Below are 20,417 nucleotides of genomic sequence, written 5' to 3'. Positions count from 1 at the left end.
CGCCGCACCGCCGAAGGCAAGACCCCACGCGAGATCCGCCGCTGCCTCAAGCGCTACGTCATCCGAGACCTCTACCGAACCCTCGAATCAGGCCCCACCACCCCTTGACGAACCATAGGAGCGTCGGACACTGCCCCGCGACGTGACGCCGGCCCTCCCTGCCCGCTTCGGTGGCGGCCCGACCCCACCCGCCGACCAGAAGTGACCCGTCGGGTCAGGCTGAACGATCAAACCCGCGGTGATGCGACGGTTCGAGCCCCGCCGGGTCATTTTTTGGCGCTACCCGCCCGCGGGCCGGGCCGGCGGGGCGACGCAGGCGCGAGGTGCCGGGCCGGCGGGGTGGCGTGGGGGGAGTGGGCGCGACGTGCCGGGTCGGTGGCGGCCCGACCCCACCCGCCGACCGGAAGTGACCCGTCGGGTCAGGCTGAACGATCAAAGCGGCGGTCACGCGGCGTCTCTCGCCCCGTCAGGTCACTTCCTGTCGCTTGCCGGCGAGCCGGGCGGCGGGTTGGGGCGGTGTGGGAGCGGACCTGAGGTGCGGGTGCATGCGGGGGCGACTGGGCGACTAGGCTCGGCGTCCGTGATCGTGCGCCGTGCCACCCCTGCTGACATCCCCGAGATCGTGCGCCTCAAGGCGCTCCTGATGGAGACGGGCTGGCCCTGGCCGGTCGCGGTCTCCGAGGACGAGGACTGGCGCCGGCGATGCGCCGAGGCGGCGGAGGTGCTGCTCGCGCGCGACACCTACGCCTGCTTCGTCGTCGACGTGGATCCCCTTGCGGGAGAGGGCGGCTCGCTCGCCGGGTGCGTCAGCGTGGCGGTGGAGCAGCACCTGCCCGGTCCTCGCGGGCGGGGCTTGTCGGCATACCTCTCGGACATGAGCACCGACGTCCCCCACCGCGGCCGTGGCATCGGCACCGCGCTGCTCGACCACGCGCTGGCGTGGGCCCGGGAGCAGGGGGCGGGCCGGATCGAGCTGCACTCGACGGAGTCGGGGCGCCGGGTCTACGAGCGGGCCGGCTTCGAGGCGGACGGGCCGTTCCGGCATCTGGGCCGTCAGCTCGTCTGACCGCGACGCGCCCCCATCCGCCAAGTGGCCAGGCACCCTCGGATGCCTGGCCACTCGGGTGGAGCCGGAGCTCAGAAGGTCTTGGCGTCGATCACGAAGCGGTAGCGCACGTCGCTGGCGACGACACGGTCGTAGGCCTCGTTGATCCGGTCGGCGTCGATCAGCTCGATCTCGGCGGTGATGTCGTGCTCCGCGCAGAAGTCGAGCATCTCCTGGGTCTCGGCGATGCCGCCGATGCAGGACCCGGCCAAGGCCTTGCGGGCGGGGATCAGCGCGAACGCCGGCACCTCGAGCGGCTTGGACGGGGCGCCGAGCTCGACGAGCGTGCCGTCGTAGCGCAGCAGCGCGAGGTAGTCCGCCATCGGCAGGTTGACCGACACGGTGTTGATGATGAGGTCGAACGTGCCCGCGAGGGCCTTCATCTCGTCCTCGTCGGTGGTGTTGACGTAGTGCTGGGCGCCGAACGTCGCGGCGTCCTCGCGCTTCTTGTCCGAGTGGGACAGGACGGTGACCTCGGCGCCCATCGCGCTCGCGATCTTGACGCCGACGTGCCCGAGGCCGCCCATGCCGATGATGGCGACCTTGGTGCCCTCGGTGACGCCCCAGTGGCGCAGGGGGGAGTAGAGCGTGATGCCCGCGCACAGCAGCGGCGTGACGGCGGCCTCGTCGAGGGACTCGGGGACGCGGACGACGAACTTCTCGTCGACGACCACGTGGGTGGAGTAGCCGCCCTGGGTGATCGTGCCGTCCTTGTCGACGGCGCCGTAGGTGCCGATGTTGCCCGCGAGGCAGTACTGCTCCAGGCCCTCCTCGCACGCGGCGCACTCCTGGCAGGAGTTGACCATGCAGCCGACGCCGACGAGGTCGCCGACCTGGTGGCGGCTCACGCCCGAGCCGACCTCGGTGACGCGGCCGACGATCTCGTGGCCGGGGGTGAGGGGGTACTGCTGGGCACCCCACTCGTTGCGGACGGTGTGGATGTCGGAGTGGCAGATGCCGGCGAACTCGATGTCGATGAGCACGTCGTGCTCGCCGACGTCGCGGCGGGTGATCGTGGACTTCTCGAGAGGGGCTCCGGCGGAGGGGGCCGCGTAGGCAGCAACGTCCATCATGCTCTGGACGATAATCCGCGTGGTTGAGCCGATCTCGTCGAGTCTGCTGGGCGAGACCCTCCCGTCCCACGCAGTGTTCACGTCGGCGTGCCCGCGCCGCCACCGCGCCGCCCGCCGGGCGAGACGCTCGTGCTCGACGTCAGGACCTCCGTCATGTCGCTGGCGGACCACCCGGCCAACGCGACGGGGGTCGCCACGCTCATGTGGCTGCTGCTCGGCCTGGTCGCTGGAGTCAGGGGACCGAGACGACCGGCGTCGCCGCAGGCCGGGACGGGTGGGGGCGCTCACCGCCGTGAGCGGTGAACGCCCGGTGCCGGGTCAGGCGCGCTGGTGGCGGGGCCGCTCGAAGGCCATGACGACGACCGCGCCGACGAGGATCACGGCGGCGGGGACCATCAGCGCGTCCCCCATGGCCGCGCTGAACGCCTCGGCGACCTGGGGCGGCACGGTGGCGCCCGACGCGCTCGTGGTGGGGGCGGTGGCCGAGGTGCCGGGCAGGTGAGCGGCGAGCCGGTCCTCCATGGCCAGCGCGATGGCGGCCGAGCCGAGCACCGCGCCGATCTGCCGGGTGGTGTTGTAGACGCCTGACCCGGCGCCCGCCTCGCGGCGGTCGAGGTTGGCGGTCGCCGAGGTGGACAGCGGCGCCCACATGAAGCCGTTGGCGACGCCCAGCAGCGCCGCCGGGAGCAGCAGCTGCCAGAGCGGGACGTCGGCCCGCAGCACGCCTCGCATCCACACCAGCGACACGGCGTAGGAGACGAGCCCGATCCCGGCGAGCAGGCGCGGATGGGTCTGCGCGACGAGGCGGCCGACGACCGGTGCGAGACCGCCGGAGATGACCGCCATGGGCGCCATGAGCAGCGCGGCGGCGGTCGGCGAGAGACCACGCACGCTCTGCGCCCAGATCATGATCGGGAACATCGTCGAGGTGACCGCGAAGCCCACGGTGGTGATCGCCACGTTGGCGACGGAGAAGTTGCGGTCGCGGAACAACCGCAGCGGCACGAGTGGCTCGCTGCGCTGCCGCGCCTGCCAGACGACGAACCCGATCATGACGAGCACGCCGAGACCGATCAGCCGCCAGACGGTGATCGGGCCGGTGATGGTGGACCAGTCGTAGCTGTGGCCCTCCTCGATGCCGAAGACGATGCAGAACAGCCCCACCGCCGAGAGCACTACCCCGATCCAGTCGAACCGGTGCTGGTGGGTGGGGAGCATCGGGACGAGACGCCAGGCGAGCACCATCGCGAGGAGCCCCACGGGCACGTTGATGAAGAAGATCCACTCCCAGCCGAGGGTGTCGACGAGCACCCCGCCGACGATCGGGCCGACCAGCGTGGCCACACCCGCCACGGCGCCCCACAGGCCCATGGCCTGGCCACGGGTCTGCGGGGTGAACAGGCGCGTGATGACCGACATCGTCTGCGGGCTCATGAGCGCTGCACCGAGGCCCTGCACGACGCGGGCCACGATGAGCCCGGTGATGGTGCCGGTCAACCCGCACCACAGGGAGGCGAGGGTGAAGGTCACGAGCCCGACGAGATAGACGCGCTTGGGCCCGTAGCGGTCCCCGAGGCGCCCGGTGATGAGCAGCGGCACGGCGTAGGCGAGCAGGTAGGCGCTGGTCACCCACACCGCCTGCCCGATGTCGGCGTGCAGCCCGACCATGAGTGCGGGCATCGCCACGGTCACGATCGTGGAGTCCACCAAGATCATGAAGAAGCCCAGGCAGAGCGCCCACAGGGCGGGCCACGGACGGGCGGCGCGCGGGTCGACCGCCTCGGGAGCGGGCGGGGCGGTGGCGGGGGCGGGCCCCGGCTCGGGAGAGGTCACCCGCGCAGCGTCTCACGCCCCACCGACAGACCCCGTGCGACCCGTTCCGTACGACTCAGACCGTCGCCGGACGGGTGCCGCCCTCCGGCGCCGGCTCGGGCTCGTCGTCAGAGGCGCCGGAGCCGCCCGAGATGCGCATGCCGTAGAACGAGCGGTAGACGAAGTAGGCCGAGATCACGAAGAACACCGCGGCCAGCGAGTGGGTGAGCACCGTGCCCGACGAGGCGGTCAGCTGCACGGCCAGCTCGACGGCGAGCAGGCCGAACAGGGTCGTGAACTTGATGACCGGGTTGAGCGCGACCGAGGAGGTGTCCTTGTAGGGGTCGCCGACCGTGTCGCCGACGATCGTCGCGTCGTGCAGCGCGGTGCCCTTGGCGTGCAGGTCGACCTCGACGACCTTCTTGGCGTTGTCCCAGGCGCCGCCCGCGTCGGCCATGAAGATCGCCTGGTAGAGACCGAACAGCGCGATCGAGATGAGGTAGCCGATGAAGAAGAACGGCTCGACGAAGGCGAACGCGAGGGTGGAGAAGAAGACGCCGAGGAACATGTTGAGCATGCCCTTCTGGGCGTACTGCGTGCAGATCTCGACGACGCGGGTGGAGTCGGCGGCACTCGCCTTGGTGGCGCCGTCGAGGTGGATGTTGTCCTTGATGAACTCGACCGCGCGGTAGGCGCCGGTGGTGACCGCCTGGATGGACGCCCCGGTGAACCAGTAGATCGTGGCGCCGCCGGTGATCAGGCCGAGCAGGAACGGCGGGTGCATCAGCGAGAGGTGGATCATCTGGTCGGTGCGACCGCCGGTGAGCGCCATGATGATTGAGAAGATCATGGTGGTGGAGCCGACGACCGCGGTGCCGATCAGGACGGGCTTGGCGGTGGCCTTGAAGGTGTTGCCGGCGCCGTCGTTCTCCTCGAGGAAGTACTTGGCGCGCTCCCACTGCACGTCGAAGCCGTGCTCGGCCCTGATGTCCTCGGCGACGCCGGGGATCTCCTCGATGACCGACAGCTCGTAGACGCTCTGGGCGTTGTCGGTCACCGGCCCGTAGGAGTCGACCGCGATGGTCACCGGCCCCATGCCGAGGAAGCCGAACGCGACCAGACCGAAGGCGAACACCGCCGGAGCGATCATCAGCGCACCGAGGGCGATCGTCGAGATCAGGTAGGCGCCACCCATGAGCCCGACGATGGCGATGCCGAGCCAGTATGCCGAGAAGTTGCCCGCCACCAGACCGGAGAGGATGTCCAGGGAGGCGCCGCCCTGCCGTGAGCTGGTCACGACCTCCCGCACGTGTCGGCTGTGGGTGGAGGTGAAGACCTTGACCAGCTCGGGGATGAGGGCACCGGCGAGCGTGCCGCAGGACACGATCGTCGCCAGCTGCCACCACAGCCCGGTCCCGAGGTCCGCGACCAGGGCCCAGGACGTGACATAGGTCAGGACGATGCACACGGCCGAGGTCAGCCACACCAGGGCTGACAGCGGCGTCTCGAAGTTCATCCGGTCCAGGTGCGAGTAGCGGCGGCCGGCCATGACCTGGTTGCCGGCGTAGGACAGGCCGGACGCGATGACCATGACGGCGCGGATGACGAAGATCCAGACCAGGAGCTTGACCTGGGTGGCCGGGTCGTGGACCGCCAGCAGGATGAAGGTGATCAGGGCGACCCCGGTGACGCCGTAGGTCTCGAAACCGTCGGCCGACGGGCCCACCGAGTCGCCGGCGTTGTCCCCGGTGCAGTCGGCGATGACGCCGGGGTTGCGGGCGTCGTCCTCCTTGATCTTGAAGGCGATCTTCATCAGGTCCGAGCCGATGTCGGCGATCTTGGTGAAGATGCCGCCCGCGATGCGCAGCGCGCTCGCCCCGAGCGACTCACCGATCGCGAACCCGATGAAGCAGGCGCCTGCCAGCGACCCGGGGACGAACAGCATGATGACCAGCATCATCAGCAGCTCGACGCTGATCAGCGCCATGCCGATGGACATGCCGGACTTCATGGGTATCTCGTAGACGGGGTAGGGCTTGCCGCGCAGAGCCGCAAAGGCCGTGCGGCTGTTGGCGAAGGTGTTGACGCGGATGCCGAACCACGCCACGGCATACGACCCGCCCATCCCGACCAACGAGAACGCGAGGACGACGAGCACCCGACCGAGCGAGTAGTCCATGAGGAAGGCGAAGTAGGCCACGATCACCGCGGCGATGAAGACCCACAGCATCAGCAGGAACCGACCCTGCTGGACGAGGTAGGCCTTGCAGGTCTGGTAGATCAGCTCGGACACCTCGTGCATCGACTCGTGCACGGGCGGCCGCCGCAGCTGGCCGTAGGTCACGACGCCGAAGCCCAGGCCGAGCAGGCACACCACGATGCCGCCCATCAGCAGCGAGTGGCCGCTGATGCCGCCGAGGAAGTCGACCGACCCGAGGTCGGGGAGGTGGAGGTCGGCCTCGCCGGAGGCCGGGACGCGAAGTGGGGGCGCAAGGACTGTGTGCACCTGCATGATCGGCTCGATCCGAGAACGTCGTCGTTCAGCTGTCGCTGGCCACCGATTCCGTCCAGTGGCACCTACGACACTACCGAGGGCCCGTGCTCGGGCCAGGCGCGGGGGTACCCCTCCGGCGGCCGTCGTCGTCCGCGTCGCCCGCGGTCGTGACGCGGGCCCCGGTCGCCTCGGCGCGCTGGCGGATGCGGTGGGCGAGCTCGACGTCCAGCTGCGTGATGCCGTCACGCCAGTGGGTCCACAGCTCCCACCGGGTCCGCGCCATGCGGATGTCGACGAAGGGGTGGTGGTCCATCTGCTCGGCCTCGTCGGCGACCCACTCGACCAGCCGCACCGCCTCCAGGAAGGACGGCGACTCGTAGGTCGCGACCAGGTGCCCCTCCACGCGCTCCCACCCGGGCAGGTCGCGCAGCTGACGGGCGATCTCCTCGTCGTCCAGCAGTCGACTCATGCGGACATCATCGCCCCTCGGGGCAGGATGGGCCGTATGCCGGAACCCATCGCCGTCGTCGGGGCCGCGCTCCTCGACGACCTGTCACGACCGCGGTTGCTGCTGGCCGCACGCCGCACCGAGCCCTCCCACCTCGCGGGCGGGTGGGAGCTGCCCGGCGGCAAGGTCGATCCCGGCGAGACCGAGCTGGAGGCGCTGCACCGTGAGCTGCGCGAGGAGCTCGGCGTCGACGTCGTCGTGGGGGAGGAGGTCACAGGTCCCCGCCCGGACGGTCGGTGGGTGCTGAGCGAGCGGTACGCCATACGCGTCTGGACCGCGCAGGTCAGCGGGGGACAGGTGAGCCTCCTGGAGGACCACGACGAGCTCCGCTGGCTCGCCGCAGGCGAGCTGACCAGCGTCCCCTGGCTGCCCGCTGATCTGCCGATCGTCGAGGCGGTGGGTCGGCTCCTCGGGCCGTGAGCGGGGGCGCGTCACGAATGGTCGGGGCAGGTCCCCCGGGCTGAGACAATGGAGGCATGGCCCAAAAGACCCGCGGCGACATCCGGAACGTCGCCATCGTTGCTCACGTCGACCACGGCAAGACGACTCTTGTCGACAAGATGCTCTGGCAGGGGGGTGCCTTCGGCGAGCACGACCACGTCGACGAGCGGGCCATGGACAGCGGTGACCTGGAGCGCGAGAAGGGGATCACGATCCTCGCCAAGAACACCGCGATCCACTACAACGGCCCGTCTGCGTCGGAGTTCCCCGAGGGCGTGACGATCAACATCATCGACACCCCGGGGCACGCCGACTTCGGTGGCGAGGTCGAGCGCGGCCTGTCGATGGTCGACGGCGTCGTCCTGCTCGTCGACGCGTCCGAGGGCCCGCTGCCCCAGACGCGCTTCGTGCTGCGCAAGGCGCTGCAGGCCAAGATGCCGGTCGTGCTGTGCATCAACAAGGTCGACCGCCCGGACTCGCGGATCGCGGAGGTCGTCGACGAGGTCTACGAGCTGTTCATGGACCTGGACGCGGACGAGCACCAGATCGAGTTCCCCATCGTCTACGCGTCGGCCAAGTCCGGTGTCGCCTCGGTCGAGCGGCCCGCGGACGGCGGCCTGCCGGACAGCCCCGACCTGGAGCCGCTGTTCAAGACGATCATGGAGACCGTCCCGGCCCCCACCTACGACGACGAGGCGCCGCTGCAGGCGCACGTCACCAACCTCGACTCGTCCAACTTCCTCGGCCGCCTCGCGCTGCTGCGCGTCTTCAACGGCGAGATCCGCAAGGGCCAGCAGGCCGTGTGGTTCCAGCACGACGGCTCGTCCAAGCAGGTCAAGATCACCGAGCTGCTGGTCACCGAGGGCCTCGAGCGCAAGCCCGCCGACAAGGCCGGGCCCGGCGACATCATCGCCATCGCCGGCATCGCGGACATCATGATCGGCGACACCATCGCCGACCCCGACGACCCGCGCCCGCTGCCCGTCATCACCGTCGACGAGCCCGCGATCTCGATGACGATCGGCACCAACACCTCGCCGCTCGTCGGCAAGGAGCGCGGCACCAAGGTCACGGCGCGCCTCGTCAAGGACCGCCTCGACCGCGAGCTCATCGGCAACGTCTCCCTGCGCGTCCTGCCCACCGAGCGCCCCGACGCCTGGGAGGTCCAGGGCCGCGGCGAGCTGGCGCTCGCGATCCTCGTCGAGCAGATGCGCCGTGAGGGCTTCGAGCTGACCGTCGGCAAGCCGCAGGTGGTCACCCGCGAGGTCGACGGCAAGCTGCACGAGCCGACCGAGCGCCTCACCATCGACACCCCCGACGAGTTCCTCGGCGCGGTCACCCAGATCATGGCTGCCCGCAAGGGCCGCATGGAGCAGATGACCAACCACGGCACCGGCTGGGTGCGCATGGAGTTCCTCGTGCCCTCGCGCGGCCTCATCGGCTTCCGCACGGAGTTCCTCACCGAGACGCGCGGCGCCGGCATCGCCCACCACGTGCTCGAGGACTACGAGCCGTGGTTCGGCACCATCTCCACGCGCCAGTCCGGCTCGCTCGTCTCGGACCGCGCGGGCGCGGTGACGTCCTACGCGATGGTCAACCTGCAGGAGCGCGGCACGCTGTTCGTGGACCCGACCACCGAGGTCTACGAGGGCATGATCGTCGGCGAGAACTCCCGCGCCGACGACATGGACGTCAACATCACCAAGGAGAAGAAGCTCACCAACGTGCGCGCCTCCTCCGCGGACAACTTCGAGAAGGTCGTGCCCCCGCGCAAGCTCTCGCTCGAGCAGTCGCTGGAGTTCTGCCGCGAGGACGAGTGCGTCGAGGTCACCCCGCAGCACGTGCGCATCCGCAAGGTCGTCCTCGGCGCCACCGAGCGCGCCCGCACGGCCGCCCGCGCCCGCTCCGAGGCCAAGCGCGAGCAGGGCCAGTGATCCCGGGCCCCTGATCGTCGGGGGCAGCGCGTATGCCGACAGCCGGTCACCCTCCCTCGGCGCGGGGGTGACCGGCTTCGTCATACGGCCGGTCGGGGCCACCAGACCCAGGTCACGATCGGGACACGGTGACGGCCGGGGACTGTCGTCGGGGAGGCACTGTCCTTAGTGTCACCAGCACCCGCGCCCCTCGGCCGCTCAACCGGGACAGGCGCGGGCCCGCTCTCGAAAGGCCGCCGTCGATGTCAACCTCGCCCACCCATGCCGATCAGGCGGGGATCGCCGTCGATGTCGCGCCCGCGCAGGGAGACGACATCAAGGGGCGTTCTCCGTGGCAGCTGGTGTTCGCCCGGCTGCGTCGGGACCGCGTCACGATGGCCGCGCTCGTCGGCTCGGTCGTGGTCGTCCTGCTCGGCGTCGTCGCCCCCGTCCTGACCTCGGCGGGCGTGCTGGACCTCAGCAACCACGAAGAGCTCGTCCAGGACCTCGGCTCGATGCCCTCCGGGCCCATGGGTGGCGTGACCGGCGACCACTGGCTGGGGGTCCAACCGGGCACGGGACGGGACCTGCTGTCCCTGATCCTCTCCGGTATGACCACCTCGCTGCTGGTCGCGGTCTCGGCCACCGGCGTGGCCATCCTGCTCGGCACCATCATGGGGCTGGTCTCGGGCTTCGCCGGCGGTCGCACGGACTGGCTCATCAGCCGCGTGATCGACCTCGTCCTGTCCTTCCCGCAGACGCTGATGCTGCTCTCCCTGCAGACCGTCATGGTCACCTGGATCGCCGACCTGGTCGGCATGGCCGACACGGCGTCCACACCCAAGCTGCTCTTCATCATCACGGTGCTCGGGTTCTTCGGCTGGCCCTACTTCGCCCGCATCGTCCGCGGCCAGGTCATGTCGCTGCGGGAGCGGGAGTTCGTCGAGGCCGCGCGCTCCCTGGGCGCCCGCCCGTGGCGGCTCTACACCAAGGAGCTGCTCCCGCACCTGTGGGCGCCGATCCTTGTCTACACCACGATGATCCTGCCGCAGAACATCGCGCAGGAGGCGGCCCTGGGCTTCCTCGGCGTCGGCGTCCCGCCGCCCACGATCTCGCTCGGCACGCTGCTCAACGACTCCATCAACTACGCGCTGCCGGACCCCGCCTACTTCCTGTTCCCCGGACTCGCCGTCTTCCTCATGGTCTTCGCCTTCAACATCCTCGGCGACGGCCTGCGGGACGCCCTCGACCCCAAGGCTGACCGGCAGTGACCCATCCGCTGCCGGCGGGGCGTTCCTCATCGCACCATCCCATCACCGCACCCCCGCGGTGGGCACCTTCAAAGGAGTAGTCATGAAGCGCACGACGAAGGGCTCGCTCGCCGTCGCCCTCGGCACCGCGGCGACCCTGGGCCTCGCGGCCTGCGGTGGCGGAGCCAGCACGACGACGTCGTCCAGCCAGGCCCCGGCCGCCAAGGGCGGGACCCTGACGGTCCTCAACCTCGGGCCCAAGGAGCACCTCGACCCGCAGCGCATGTACGTCGGCGCGGACATCCTGTTCGGCTCGCGCACCTACGCCCGCACCCTGACGACCTACACCCCCGGCAGCGACGCCAAGATGGTGCCGGACCTGGCCACCGACACCGGGCAGATGTCCGACGCGGGCAAGACCTGGAAGTTCACCCTGGTCCAGAACGCCAAGTGGCAGGACGGCAAGCCCGTGACCTGCGAGGACGTCAAGTACGGCGTCTCCCGCACGTTCGCCCAGGATGTCATCACCGGTGGCCCCAACTACGCGCTGACCTTCCTGGACATCCCGACGAAGCAGACCCCCGACGGCGAGGTGCCGGCCTTCAGCGGCCCCTACAAGTCGGACGCCGCCGGTCAGGCCGCGTTCGACAAGGCCGTGACCTGCGAGGGCCAGACCATCACCTTCAAGTTCAAGAAGCCGTGGACCGACTTCAACATGAACAACGCGGCCCTGACAGCGTTCGCGCCCTTCCGCAAGGACAAGGACCAGGGCGCCAAGTCCGACTACCAGGCCTTCTCCAACGGCCCCTACATGCTCGAGGGCACCTACGACCCCAACAAGGGCGGCACCTGGGTGCGCAACCCCAACTGGTCGGCCGACTCGGACAAGGTCCGCATGGCCTACCCCGACAAGATCGTGGACGTGCAGGGCATCCCGGTCGACACGACCTACCAGCGCCTGATCGCGGACGCCGGGGAGGACAAGACGGCCATCTCGGCGCTGCAGGCGCAGGCCGCGTCGCTGCCGCAGATCGCCGGCAACCCGACCGCCAAGTCGCGCTCGATCAACGTGCCGGCCCCCTACGTGGACTACCTTGCGCCCAACTTCAAGTCCAAGACGATGTCCAACCCCAAGATCCGCCAGGCCTTCGCCATGGCCACCAACCGCAGCGCCTACATCACGGCCTACGGCGGCCCGACGGTCATGACCCCGTCCTTCGGCATGTGCAACAAGGAGCTGAAGTGCGCCAAGGACTTCAACCCCTTCGGCAACCAGCCCAACGGTGACGTCGAGGGCGCCAAGAAGCTCCTGCAGGAGGCCGGGGCGCCGTCGCCGCTGCCGATCACCGTCGTCTATCGCAAGCGCGGCAACGCCGACAAGGCGCTGACCGCCCTCAAGGAGACCTGGGACAAGGCCGGCTTCAACGTCACCCTGCAGCCCATCGCCGAGAAGTACTACGCGACGATCCAGGCCCCCGGCATGGTGGACAAGGACGTCTTCTGGGCCGGCTGGGGCGCGGACTGGCCGTCCGGCTCGACCGTCCTGCCGGCGCTGTTCGACGGCCGCGTCAACATCTCGGCCGGCGGCTCCGGCCAGGACTACGGCTACTTCAACGACCCCGAGGTCAACGCCAAGATCGACGAGACCTATGGCATCCAGGACGAGGCGCAGCGCGAGAAGGCCTGGGGCGACGTCGACGAGATGATCGGCAAGAAGGGCGGCTACGTCTCCCTGGTCAACCAGAAGTTCACGTTCATGCGTGGCTCGGGCGTGAAGGGCTTCGAGGTCAACTCCCAGATGGGCGGTTACCCCGACCTGGCCCGGATCGCCGTCAAGTGATCCAGACCGTATGACGCAACGCGGGGTGCGGCGCCACCTGGTCGCCGCACCCCGCCGCGGCATACGGGCTCGTCCGTCTGACCAGCCCACGCTCCCGAGAGGCGGTGAGGGCGCCACGACCTGGCGCTGACGCCCGATGATCTTCTACATCCTGCGACGACTGGCCACCGCCGTCGTCATGCTCCTCATCGTGACCCTGGCGACCTTCCTCGTGTTCTACGCCGCCCCCGAGGACCCAGCCCGGCTCACCTGCGCCAAGAACTGCACGCCGGCCGTCATCGAGGGCAACCGCAAGTTCATGGGCTTCGACAAGCCGGTCCTCGCGCAGTACGGCGACTTCCTCAAGGGCATCGCCGTGGGACGGGACTACCCGGCCGACGAGGAGCTCCGCAAGGCGGCGCCACAGCTCGCCAGCCACTGCGACGCACCCTGCCTCGGCTTCTCCGTGCTCAAGAGCAAGTCGGTGACCGACATCCTCAAGGAGACGCTGCCGATCACGGTCTCCATCGCGCTGGCGGCGTTCGTGCTCTGGATGGTCGTCGGCATCGTGGGCGGCATCCTGGCCGCGCTCAACAAGGGCAAGGTGGTCGACCGCGTCGTCGTCGGCCTCGCCCTGGTCGGCTACTCGCTGCCGACCTTCTTCATCGGCCTGCTGCTGCTCACCTTCGTCGCGATCAAGTGGCAGGTCGTGCCCCCGCCGGCCTACGTGCCGTTCACGCAGAGCCCCCTCGCGTGGGCCCAGGGCCTGATCCTCCCGGCCATCACGCTGGCGTGCATCTTCGCCGCCCAGTACGTCCGGCTCACCCGCGCGTACATGATCGAGACGATGTCCGAGGACTACATCCGCACGGCGCGCGCCAAGGGCGTCAAGCGGCTGCCGATCATCCGGCGCCACGGGCTGCGCGCCGCACTGATCCCGATCGTCACGGCTGCGGGGCTCGACCTCGGGGGCCTGCTCGGCGGTGCCGTCATCACCGAGTCGGTCTTCAACTTCCAAGGGATGGGGTGGACCGCCGTCCGCGCCATCACCGAGACCGACCTGCCGGTGATCGTCGGCATCGTGCTGGTCGCCGCCTTCTTCATCGTCCTGTCCAACCTCGTCGTCGACGTGCTCTACGGCGTCATCGACCCGCGCGTGCGGCTGACCTGAGGCGAGGAGACCAGCCCAGATGACACCTTCCACCACGTATGCCGGCGAGCGGACCCCCTCCCGCAGCGGCGCGGCGCCATACCTCCAGGTCACCGACCTCCAGGTGCACTTCCCGACCGAGGACGGTCTCGTCCGCTCGGTCGACGGGCTGACCTTCTCCGTCGACAAGGGCCAGACGCTCGGCATCGTCGGCGAGTCCGGCTCCGGCAAGTCCGTGACGAGCCAGGCCATCCTCGGGCTGCACCGCGGCAGCCGGGCCCGGCTGGCCGGGTCGGTGCGCCTCGACGGCCAGGAGTTGCTCGACCTGCCCGAGTCAGAGCTGCGCGAGCTGCGCGGCAGCACGATGGCCATGATCTTCCAGGACCCGCTGTCGGCGATGCACCCCTACTACACGGTGGGCGCCCAGATCGTCGAGGCCATCCGGGTGCACCACGCCGACGTGTCCAAGAAGGCCGCCAAGGAGCGCACCAAGGAGCTGCTGGCCCGTGTGGGGATCCCCAACCCCGCCAAGCGCGTCGACCAGTACCCGCACGAGTTCTCCGGCGGCATGCGGCAGCGCGCCATGATCGCGATGGCGCTCGCCAACGACCCCTCGCTGCTCATCGCGGACGAGCCCACCACGGCGCTCGACGTCACGGTGCAGGCCCAGATCCTCGACCTGATGCGGGACCTCCAGCAGGAGTTCGGCTCGGCCATCATCGTGATCACCCACGACCTCGGCGTCGTCGCCGAGATGGCCGACGAGGTGCTGGTGATGTATGCCGGCAAGGCCGTGGAGCGGGGCCCGGTCGACGACGTGTTCTACGCACCCCAGATGCCCTACACCTGGGGGCTGCTGTCGTCGATGCCCCGGCTCGACCGGGTCCGCCAGGCCAGGCTGGACCCCGTGCCGGGCAACCCGCCGTCGCTGATCCGCGTGCCGGCGGGCTGCGCGTTCCACCCCCGGTGCGCCTATCGCGAGCACGTGCCGCAGGACCGCTGCACCACCGAGGTCCCGGAGCTGCTGCCCGCCCAGCAGTCCGACCACCTCGTCCGCTGCCACCTCATGGAGGAGCGGCGACGCGAGCTCTTCGAGACCCACGTCAAGCCGCGGCTGTGACCGGGAAGGACCACACCAGCATGAGCACCGCCGTCACCCCGTCCTCCGCGCCCGCACCTCGGCCCGGTGCAGAGCCGTTGCTGCGGGTCACCGACCTGCAGAAGCACTTCCCACAGTTCCGCCAGACCCTGGTCAAGCGCCCCGACGCGCCCGTCAAGGCCGTCGACGGCGTCTCGCTCGAGCTGCGCCAGGGCGAGACCTTGGGTCTGGTGGGGGAGTCCGGTTGCGGCAAGTCCACCGCCGGACGCACCATGCTCAAGCTCCTCGAGCCCACAGGTGGCCGCATCGAGTTCGACGGCGAGGACATCACCGACGCCAAGGGCGCACGCCTGCGTCGCCTGCGCCGCGAGATGCAGATGGTCTTCCAGGACCCCTACGGCTCCCTCAACCCCCGGCACACGATCGGCTCGATCATCGCGGCGCCGTTCGAGATCCAGGGGATCAAGCCCGAGGGCGGCGTCAAGCGCACCGTCCAGGGCCTCATGGAGCGCGTCGGCCTCAACCCCGAGCACTACAACCGCTACCCGCACGAGTTCTCCGGCGGGCAGCGCCAGCGCATCGGCGTCGCTCGCGCGGTGGCTCTGCGCCCACGCCTGGTCGTCTGCGACGAGCCGGTGTCCGCGCTCGACGTGTCGATCCAGGCCCAGGTCGTCAACCTGCTGGAGGAGATCCAGGACGAGCAGGGCATGGCCTATGTCTTCATCGCGCACGACCTGTCCGTGGTCCGCCACATCTCCGACCGCGTCGTCGTGATGTACCTCGGCAAGGTCATGGAGGAGGCCGACCGCGACGAGCTGTACGAGCGGCCGCTGCACCCCTACACCCACGCGCTGCTGTCGGCCGTCCCCGTCCCCGACCCCCGCCACCAGGAGCGGCGCGAGCGGATCCTGCTCAAGGGTGACCTGCCCTCGCCGCAGAACCCGCCGTCGGGCTGCGTCTTTCGCACCCGCTGCCCCAAGGCCGAGGAGCGCTGCGCCGCGGAGGTGCCGCTGCCGGTCGAGGTGGCTCCCGGCCACCGCGTGGCCTGCCACTTCCCGGAGCTGCGCGCCGTCGTCTGACGCCCCCGTCTGGGCGTGCGTCCTCCGTCTGGGGTTGCGTGCTCCGTCTGGGATTGCGTCCCTGGTCTCGTGCTCCAGCGCAAGACGGGGGATGGCTGGAGAGACCGGCGCGGCCGTCCCAGACGTCAGTCGTCCAGGGAGCCCGCGCCGTGGACTCTGCCTCGCCTCCGGGCCTCGCTCGTTCCCCGCCCGTTCCTCGCTCGGGTCCTCGGCTCAGTCGTCCACGGGGCCCGCGCCGTGGACTCTGCCTCGCCTCCGGGCCTCGCTCGTTCCTCGCTCGGGTCCTCGGCTCAGTCGTCCACGGGGCCCGCGCCGTGGACTCTGCCTCGCCTCCGGGCCTCGCTCGTTCCTCGCTCGGGTCCTCGGCTCAGTCGTCCACGGTGTCGATGCCGCGCCGCACCAGCAGCGGGTCCGGGTCGAACACCACGTCGGTGTCCTTGCCGTCGTAGTCGAACTTGTTGAGGAAGTAGCGCATCGCGTTGATGCGGCCGCGCTTCTTGTCGTTGGACTTGATCGTGATCCAGGGTGCGTAGTCCGTGTCGGTGGCGGTGAACATCGCCTCCTTGGCCTCGCCGTAGCGATCCCACTTGTCGAGCGACTCGAGGTCCATCGGCGAGAGCTTCCACTGCCGGACGGGGTCGATCTGGCGGATCGCGAAGCGGGTCCGCTGCTCGCTCCTGGACACCGAGAACCACAGCTTGGTCACCGAGATCCCGGACTCGACCAGCATCTTCTCGAACACCGGCGCCTGCTGCATGAACTGGGTGTACTGCTCGTCGGTGCAGAAGCCCATGACCCGCTCGACGCCGGCGCGGTTGTACCACGACCGGTCGAACATGACCATCTCGCCGGACGTGGGGAAGTGCTGGACATAGCGCTGGAAGTACCACTGCCCCAGCTCGGTCTCGGTGGGCTTCACGAGCGCCACGACCCGGGCGTACCGCGGGTTGAGGTGCTCGGTGAAGCGTTTGATGGTGCCGCCCTTGCCCGCGGCGTCGCGCCCCTCGAACACCAGGAGGTGCTTGCTGTCGGTCTGGCGCGTCCACTTCTGGAACTTCAGGAGCTCGACCTGCAGGAGGTACTTCTCGATGTCGTACTGCTCGCGGTCCAGGCGCTCGTCGTACGGGTAGTCCTCGCGCCAGGTCTCGACGGGGTTGCCCAGAGGGTCGATGAGGTCCGGGTCCGAGCCCTGGTCGTCGCGCACCGTGTACCCCTGCTCGTGGAGCGTGGCGAGGTACTCACGGAAGTTCTGCTGCATGGGATCTCCAGCCGGGTCGGGGTCTGCGGGGAGCATAGGCCGGGGTTCGTGAACGCGATGTGAACGGCAGCCCGCCCGATCGCGGGGCCCCGGTGAAGGCCCGCCAGGAGCCGTGTCGCGCCACCGACCCGTGGGGACGAGTAACGTTCTGCGGGATGACCGTCACGCGCTCCCTCGACGACCTGTCCCTGCGGCGGGTCGTCCTCGTCCATGCCCATCCCGACGACGAGTCGCTGTGGACCGGGGTGGTGACGGCGCACCTGGTGGCGCAGGGTGCCGAGGCTCACGTCGTCACCTGCACCCTGGGGGAGGAGGGCGAGGTGATCCCGCCCGACCTGCGTCACCTCGAGGGTGACGGGCCGGCGCTCGCGGCGCATCGGCGGGGGGAGCTGGCGGGGGCCATGCGCGTGCTCGGCGCCACCTCGCACGTCCTGTCCGCCGGGTCCGAGGGGCGGCCGGGGCTGCAGGGGGCGGCCGGGTCCGAGGGGGGCGGCGGGCCGGGTGCGCGCTGGCGCGACTCCGGTATGGCGGGAACCCCGGCCGCGGGCCACCCCGACGCCTTCGCCTCCGCAGGAGGGGCCGCCGTCGAGGCGCTCGCCGACCTGCTGCGCGAGCTGCGTCCGGACGGCGTGATCACCTACGACCCGCACGGCGGCTACGAGCACCCGGACCACGTCGCGGCGCACCGGGCGACCCTCGCGGCGGTGGCGTCGCTGGCGGTGCGAGGCGACCTCGAGGCCCCGCCGCACGTCCTGCAGGTGGTGGTGCCCCGGTCGTGGGCGATGGAGGACCGGGCCTGGCTCGCCGAGCACGTCCACCGCACGGACGTCGTGGTGCCCGGGCCGGACGATCCCTATCCGCCGTCGGTGGTGCCCGACGACCTCGTCACCCACGTGGTGGTCGACCCTGCGGCGGCCCGCGTCCAGGCGTCCGCGCTGCGCGAGCACCCGACGCAGGTGACCGTGCACGACGGCTACTACGCCCTGTCCAACGACATCGCCACCCGGCTCGCGGGGCGCGAGGCCTTCGTCCTCGTCGACCCGCCGGCCGTCACGTCCACGGGAGGACCTGATGAGTGAAAGCGCGCCGCAGGCGCCGGTGCCCACCCCGCCGCCGGACCGGGACGTGTTCCGCCGGGCGATGGGGCGGTTCGTGACCGGGGTGTCGGTGCTGACGACCTGGCAGGACGGGGTCGACCACGCCATGACGGCCAACGCCATCACGTCGGTCTCCCTGGATCCCCTGCTCCTGCTCTGCTGCGTCGAGCAGGAGGCGCGCTTCCACGACGTGGTGCTGGAGACCGGGGTGTGGGGCGTCAATGTCCTGCCGGCCGAGTCCCGTTCGCACGCAGCGTGGTTCGCCACCAGGGGGCGTCCGGTGCATGGCCAGCTCGACCGGGTGGCGCACCACCGCGGCGCCGCCACGGGGGTGGCGATCTTTGACGACGTGCTCACGGCGGTGGAGTGCCGCACCACGCAGGTGGTGCCGGCGGGGGACCACTCGATCATCATCGGTGCCGTGGTCGGGCTCGAGGTGCCGGCGCACGCCGGGGAGGCATTGACCTACTACCGTGGCGCGTTTGGTCACTTGTCGTGACGGTGGACGACGTAACGTGTCTCTGACCGTCTGATCCAGGAGTTGTGATGGCTGCTTCCCCCTCCGGGACGAGGCGCTCGGGCACCGCTGTGCTCGTGCGTCTGCTCGTCTCGCTCGCCGTGCTCCTGGGGCTGTATGCCGGCCTCGCGGCGATCCTCACCCGGCAGGCGCCCGCGGGGTCACGCGTGGGCGGGGTGTCGATCGGCGGCATGGACCAGGCCACCGCCCAGCGCACCCTCACCGAGCGGCTCGCGCCCCTGACGACCAAGCCGATCACGCTGCGCTCCGGCGAGCGGAGCGCCACGATCGACCCCCGCGCGGCGGGGCTGTCCGTCGACGTGCCGGGCAGCCTGACCGGCCTCACGCGCTTCTCGCTCGACCCGCGCGACGTGGTCGCCCACCTCACGGGTGGGAGCGACCGGGACGTGCGGGTCGACGTGGACGAGGAGACGCTGGACGCAGCCCTCGACAAGGCCCGGGCCACCCTCGACGTGTCGGCGACCGACGGTGCGCTGTCCATCGCCAAGGGGGACATCGAGGCCAAGGACGCGGTCGTCGGCCGTCGCCTCGACGTGGCCCGCACCCGCTCGCAGCTGCTCGAGCAGTGGCCCCGCACCACGACGACGGACGCGGTGATGCAGGAGCAGCAGCCCGCCATACCGCAGAAGGCCGTGGACCAGGCCGTCGCCACCGTCGCCCGACCGGTGCTGGCCGGCCCGGTCACCGTCACGGACGGCACCCACAAGGGCGTGCTGGCCCCCGCTCAGCTGGCGTCGGTGATCGCGTTCGCCCCCAAGGACGGGACGCTCGCCCCACAGGTCGACCAGGACAAGCTGGGGCGGCTGCTCGTCGGGGTCGCCCCGGGCATCGAGACGCCGCCCGTCAACGCCGGCGTCCGTCTCGTCGACGGCCGTCCCCAGACCGTCCCCGGCCGCAACGGCACGGAGGTGCCCGCCGAGCAGCTGTCCACCGCCGTGCTCGGGGCGGTCGCGTCACCCACCCGCACGGCGACCGTCAAGGCCCAGCCCGTGGAGCCCGGCATCAGCACCGAGGACGTCGCGCGGTGGGGGATCAAGGAGGTCATCTCCCGCTACGACGCCGACCTGCCCTACAACCCCAACCGCACCGCCAACATCCGGCTCGCGGCGGGCGCCATCGACGGCACGGTCATCAAGCCGGGGGAGACCTTCAGCCTCAACGGCATCGTGGGGGAGCGCACCCCGGCCAAGGGCTACCGCGACGCGCTGATCATCCAGGGCACGCGCTACGTGCGGGACACCGGTGGCGGCGTCTCGCAGGTCTCCACCTCCGTGCTCAACTCCGCCTTCTTCGCCGGCATGGAGCTGGTCGAGCACCGCGCCCACAGCTTCTACATCACCCACTACCCGGAGGGCCGCGAGGCGACCGTCCACTGGCCCGACCTCGACAACAAGTGGCGCAACGACAGCCCGTACGCCGTGCTGGTGCACTCCTGGGTCGAGGACGGGGTGCTGAAGTTCGAGCTGTGGAGCACCAAGCGCTACGACGAGGTGAAGTCCCTCAAGAGCCCCCGCCGCAAGGTCGTGCCGCCGCGCACGATCGAGGACGACAGCCCCACCTGCCAGCCGCAGGTGCCAGTGCCCGGGTTCGAGGTCACGATCACCCGCCAGATGATCAAGGGCGGCCAGGTCGTCAAGACCGACGGCTTCGACACCCACTACGACCCTCAGGACAAGGTCCGCTGCACCGGGCCGGTCAAGGGCCAGGTCAAGCGCACCTGACCCTCGCCCTGCGGCCGAGCCAGCTCCGGCCGTATGACGCGCACCAGGCCGCTGCCGTCG

General features: G+C 70.3%; 17 protein-coding genes. 11 read left to right on the top strand and 6 right to left on the bottom strand.

The features are described from left to right. Nucleotides 1–580 precede the first annotated feature (580 nt). Entirely contained in the window at nucleotides 581–1,066 is a 486-nt protein-coding gene (locus tag GGG17_RS17295) for a GNAT family N-acetyltransferase (protein ID WP_195849260.1), read from the top strand. A 71-nt stretch (nucleotides 1,067–1,137) separates the two neighbouring features. On the opposite strand, the gene GGG17_RS15825 is transcribed toward GGG17_RS17295, so the two are convergent. From GGG17_RS15825 to GGG17_RS15810, 5 genes are all read right to left on the bottom strand, one after another. Further along, the gene (locus GGG17_RS15825) at nucleotides 1,138–2,178 is read right to left on the bottom strand and encodes an NAD(P)-dependent alcohol dehydrogenase (protein WP_154594654.1); all 1,041 of its coding nucleotides are present in this window, start codon (nucleotides 2,176–2,178) and stop codon (nucleotides 1,138–1,140) included. A 77-nt stretch (nucleotides 2,179–2,255) separates the two neighbouring features. Beyond that, a complete protein-coding gene (locus tag GGG17_RS17005) occupies nucleotides 2,256–2,381 on the bottom strand; it encodes a hypothetical protein (RefSeq protein ID WP_283809833.1) in 126 nt (41 codons plus the stop codon). A 115-nt stretch (nucleotides 2,382–2,496) separates the two neighbouring features. Beyond that, complete coding sequence (locus tag GGG17_RS15820; protein WP_375804532.1) at nucleotides 2,497–4,011, bottom strand: DHA2 family efflux MFS transporter permease subunit; 1,515 nt, start codon at nucleotides 4,009–4,011, stop codon at nucleotides 2,497–2,499. Nucleotides 4,012–4,066: 55 nt separating this feature from the next. Then, nucleotides 4,067–6,502 (bottom strand): sodium-translocating pyrophosphatase, encoded by a 2,436-nt coding sequence (locus GGG17_RS15815; protein WP_154594653.1) that lies wholly within the window; start codon nucleotides 6,500–6,502, stop codon nucleotides 4,067–4,069. Nucleotides 6,503–6,575: 73 nt separating this feature from the next. After that, entirely contained in the window at nucleotides 6,576–6,953 is a 378-nt protein-coding gene (locus tag GGG17_RS15810) for a 4a-hydroxytetrahydrobiopterin dehydratase (RefSeq protein WP_154594652.1), read from the bottom strand. 36 nt (nucleotides 6,954–6,989) lie between these two features. Here GGG17_RS15810 and GGG17_RS15805 point away from each other — a divergent pair, with 36 nt between their 5' ends. The 7 genes from GGG17_RS15805 (at nucleotide 6,990) to GGG17_RS15775 (ending at nucleotide 15,743) form a co-directional block, all read left to right on the top strand. After that, nucleotides 6,990–7,412 (top strand): NUDIX domain-containing protein, encoded by a 423-nt coding sequence (locus GGG17_RS15805; RefSeq protein WP_154594651.1) that lies wholly within the window; start codon nucleotides 6,990–6,992, stop codon nucleotides 7,410–7,412. 56 nt (nucleotides 7,413–7,468) lie between these two features. Further along, a complete protein-coding gene (gene typA / locus GGG17_RS15800; protein WP_154594650.1) occupies nucleotides 7,469–9,367 on the top strand; it encodes a translational GTPase TypA in 1,899 nt (632 codons plus the stop codon). Nucleotides 9,368–9,609: 242 nt separating this feature from the next. Then, on the top strand, nucleotides 9,610–10,617 hold the full coding sequence (locus GGG17_RS15795) for an ABC transporter permease (RefSeq protein ID WP_154594649.1): 1,008 nt from the start codon (nucleotides 9,610–9,612) through the stop codon (nucleotides 10,615–10,617). Between the two features lie 82 nt (nucleotides 10,618–10,699). Then, a complete protein-coding gene (locus GGG17_RS15790) occupies nucleotides 10,700–12,436 on the top strand; it encodes an ABC transporter substrate-binding protein (protein ID WP_154594648.1) in 1,737 nt (578 codons plus the stop codon). 136 nt (nucleotides 12,437–12,572) lie between these two features. Next, nucleotides 12,573–13,586: an ABC transporter permease gene (locus GGG17_RS15785; RefSeq protein ID WP_154594647.1), complete on the top strand. Its 1,014-nt coding sequence runs from the start codon at nucleotides 12,573–12,575 to the stop codon at nucleotides 13,584–13,586. A 19-nt stretch (nucleotides 13,587–13,605) separates the two neighbouring features. Continuing rightward, nucleotides 13,606–14,685 carry an ABC transporter ATP-binding protein gene (locus GGG17_RS15780; RefSeq protein WP_154594646.1) on the top strand — a complete coding sequence of 360 codons (1,080 nt, stop codon included), beginning with the start codon at nucleotides 13,606–13,608 and terminating at the stop codon, nucleotides 14,683–14,685. Nucleotides 14,686–14,705: 20 nt separating this feature from the next. Beyond that, nucleotides 14,706–15,743 carry an ABC transporter ATP-binding protein gene (locus tag GGG17_RS15775; protein WP_154594645.1) on the top strand — a complete coding sequence of 346 codons (1,038 nt, stop codon included), beginning with the start codon at nucleotides 14,706–14,708 and terminating at the stop codon, nucleotides 15,741–15,743. 367 nt (nucleotides 15,744–16,110) lie between these two features. Here GGG17_RS15775 and ppk2 read toward each other — a convergent pair whose 3' ends face one another. Next, complete coding sequence (ppk2, locus tag GGG17_RS15770) at nucleotides 16,111–17,001, bottom strand: polyphosphate kinase 2 (protein ID WP_154594644.1); 891 nt, start codon at nucleotides 16,999–17,001, stop codon at nucleotides 16,111–16,113. A 155-nt stretch (nucleotides 17,002–17,156) separates the two neighbouring features. Here ppk2 and GGG17_RS15765 point away from each other — a divergent pair, with 155 nt between their 5' ends. The 3 genes from GGG17_RS15765 to GGG17_RS15755 are packed head-to-tail and all read left to right on the top strand — an operon-like array spanning nucleotide 17,157 to nucleotide 20,357. Beyond that, complete coding sequence (locus GGG17_RS15765; RefSeq protein WP_154594643.1) at nucleotides 17,157–18,080, top strand: PIG-L family deacetylase; 924 nt, start codon at nucleotides 17,157–17,159, stop codon at nucleotides 18,078–18,080. Further along, a complete protein-coding gene (locus GGG17_RS15760; RefSeq protein ID WP_230083088.1) occupies nucleotides 18,073–18,597 on the top strand; it encodes a flavin reductase family protein in 525 nt (174 codons plus the stop codon). Before GGG17_RS15765 ends, GGG17_RS15760 begins: the two co-directional genes overlap by 8 nt. A 47-nt stretch (nucleotides 18,598–18,644) precedes the next feature. After that, the gene (locus tag GGG17_RS15755) at nucleotides 18,645–20,357 is read left to right on the top strand and encodes a VanW family protein (protein WP_154594642.1); all 1,713 of its coding nucleotides are present in this window, start codon (nucleotides 18,645–18,647) and stop codon (nucleotides 20,355–20,357) included. Nucleotides 20,358–20,417: the final 60 nt, after the last annotated feature.

This window comes from Arsenicicoccus cauae (assembly GCF_009707125.1).
Classification (GTDB): domain Bacteria; phylum Actinomycetota; class Actinomycetes; order Actinomycetales; family Dermatophilaceae; genus Arsenicicoccus; species Arsenicicoccus cauae.
The sequence above is the reverse complement of the archived record's forward strand: the minus strand, read 5'-3'. Positions and strand labels throughout refer to the sequence as shown.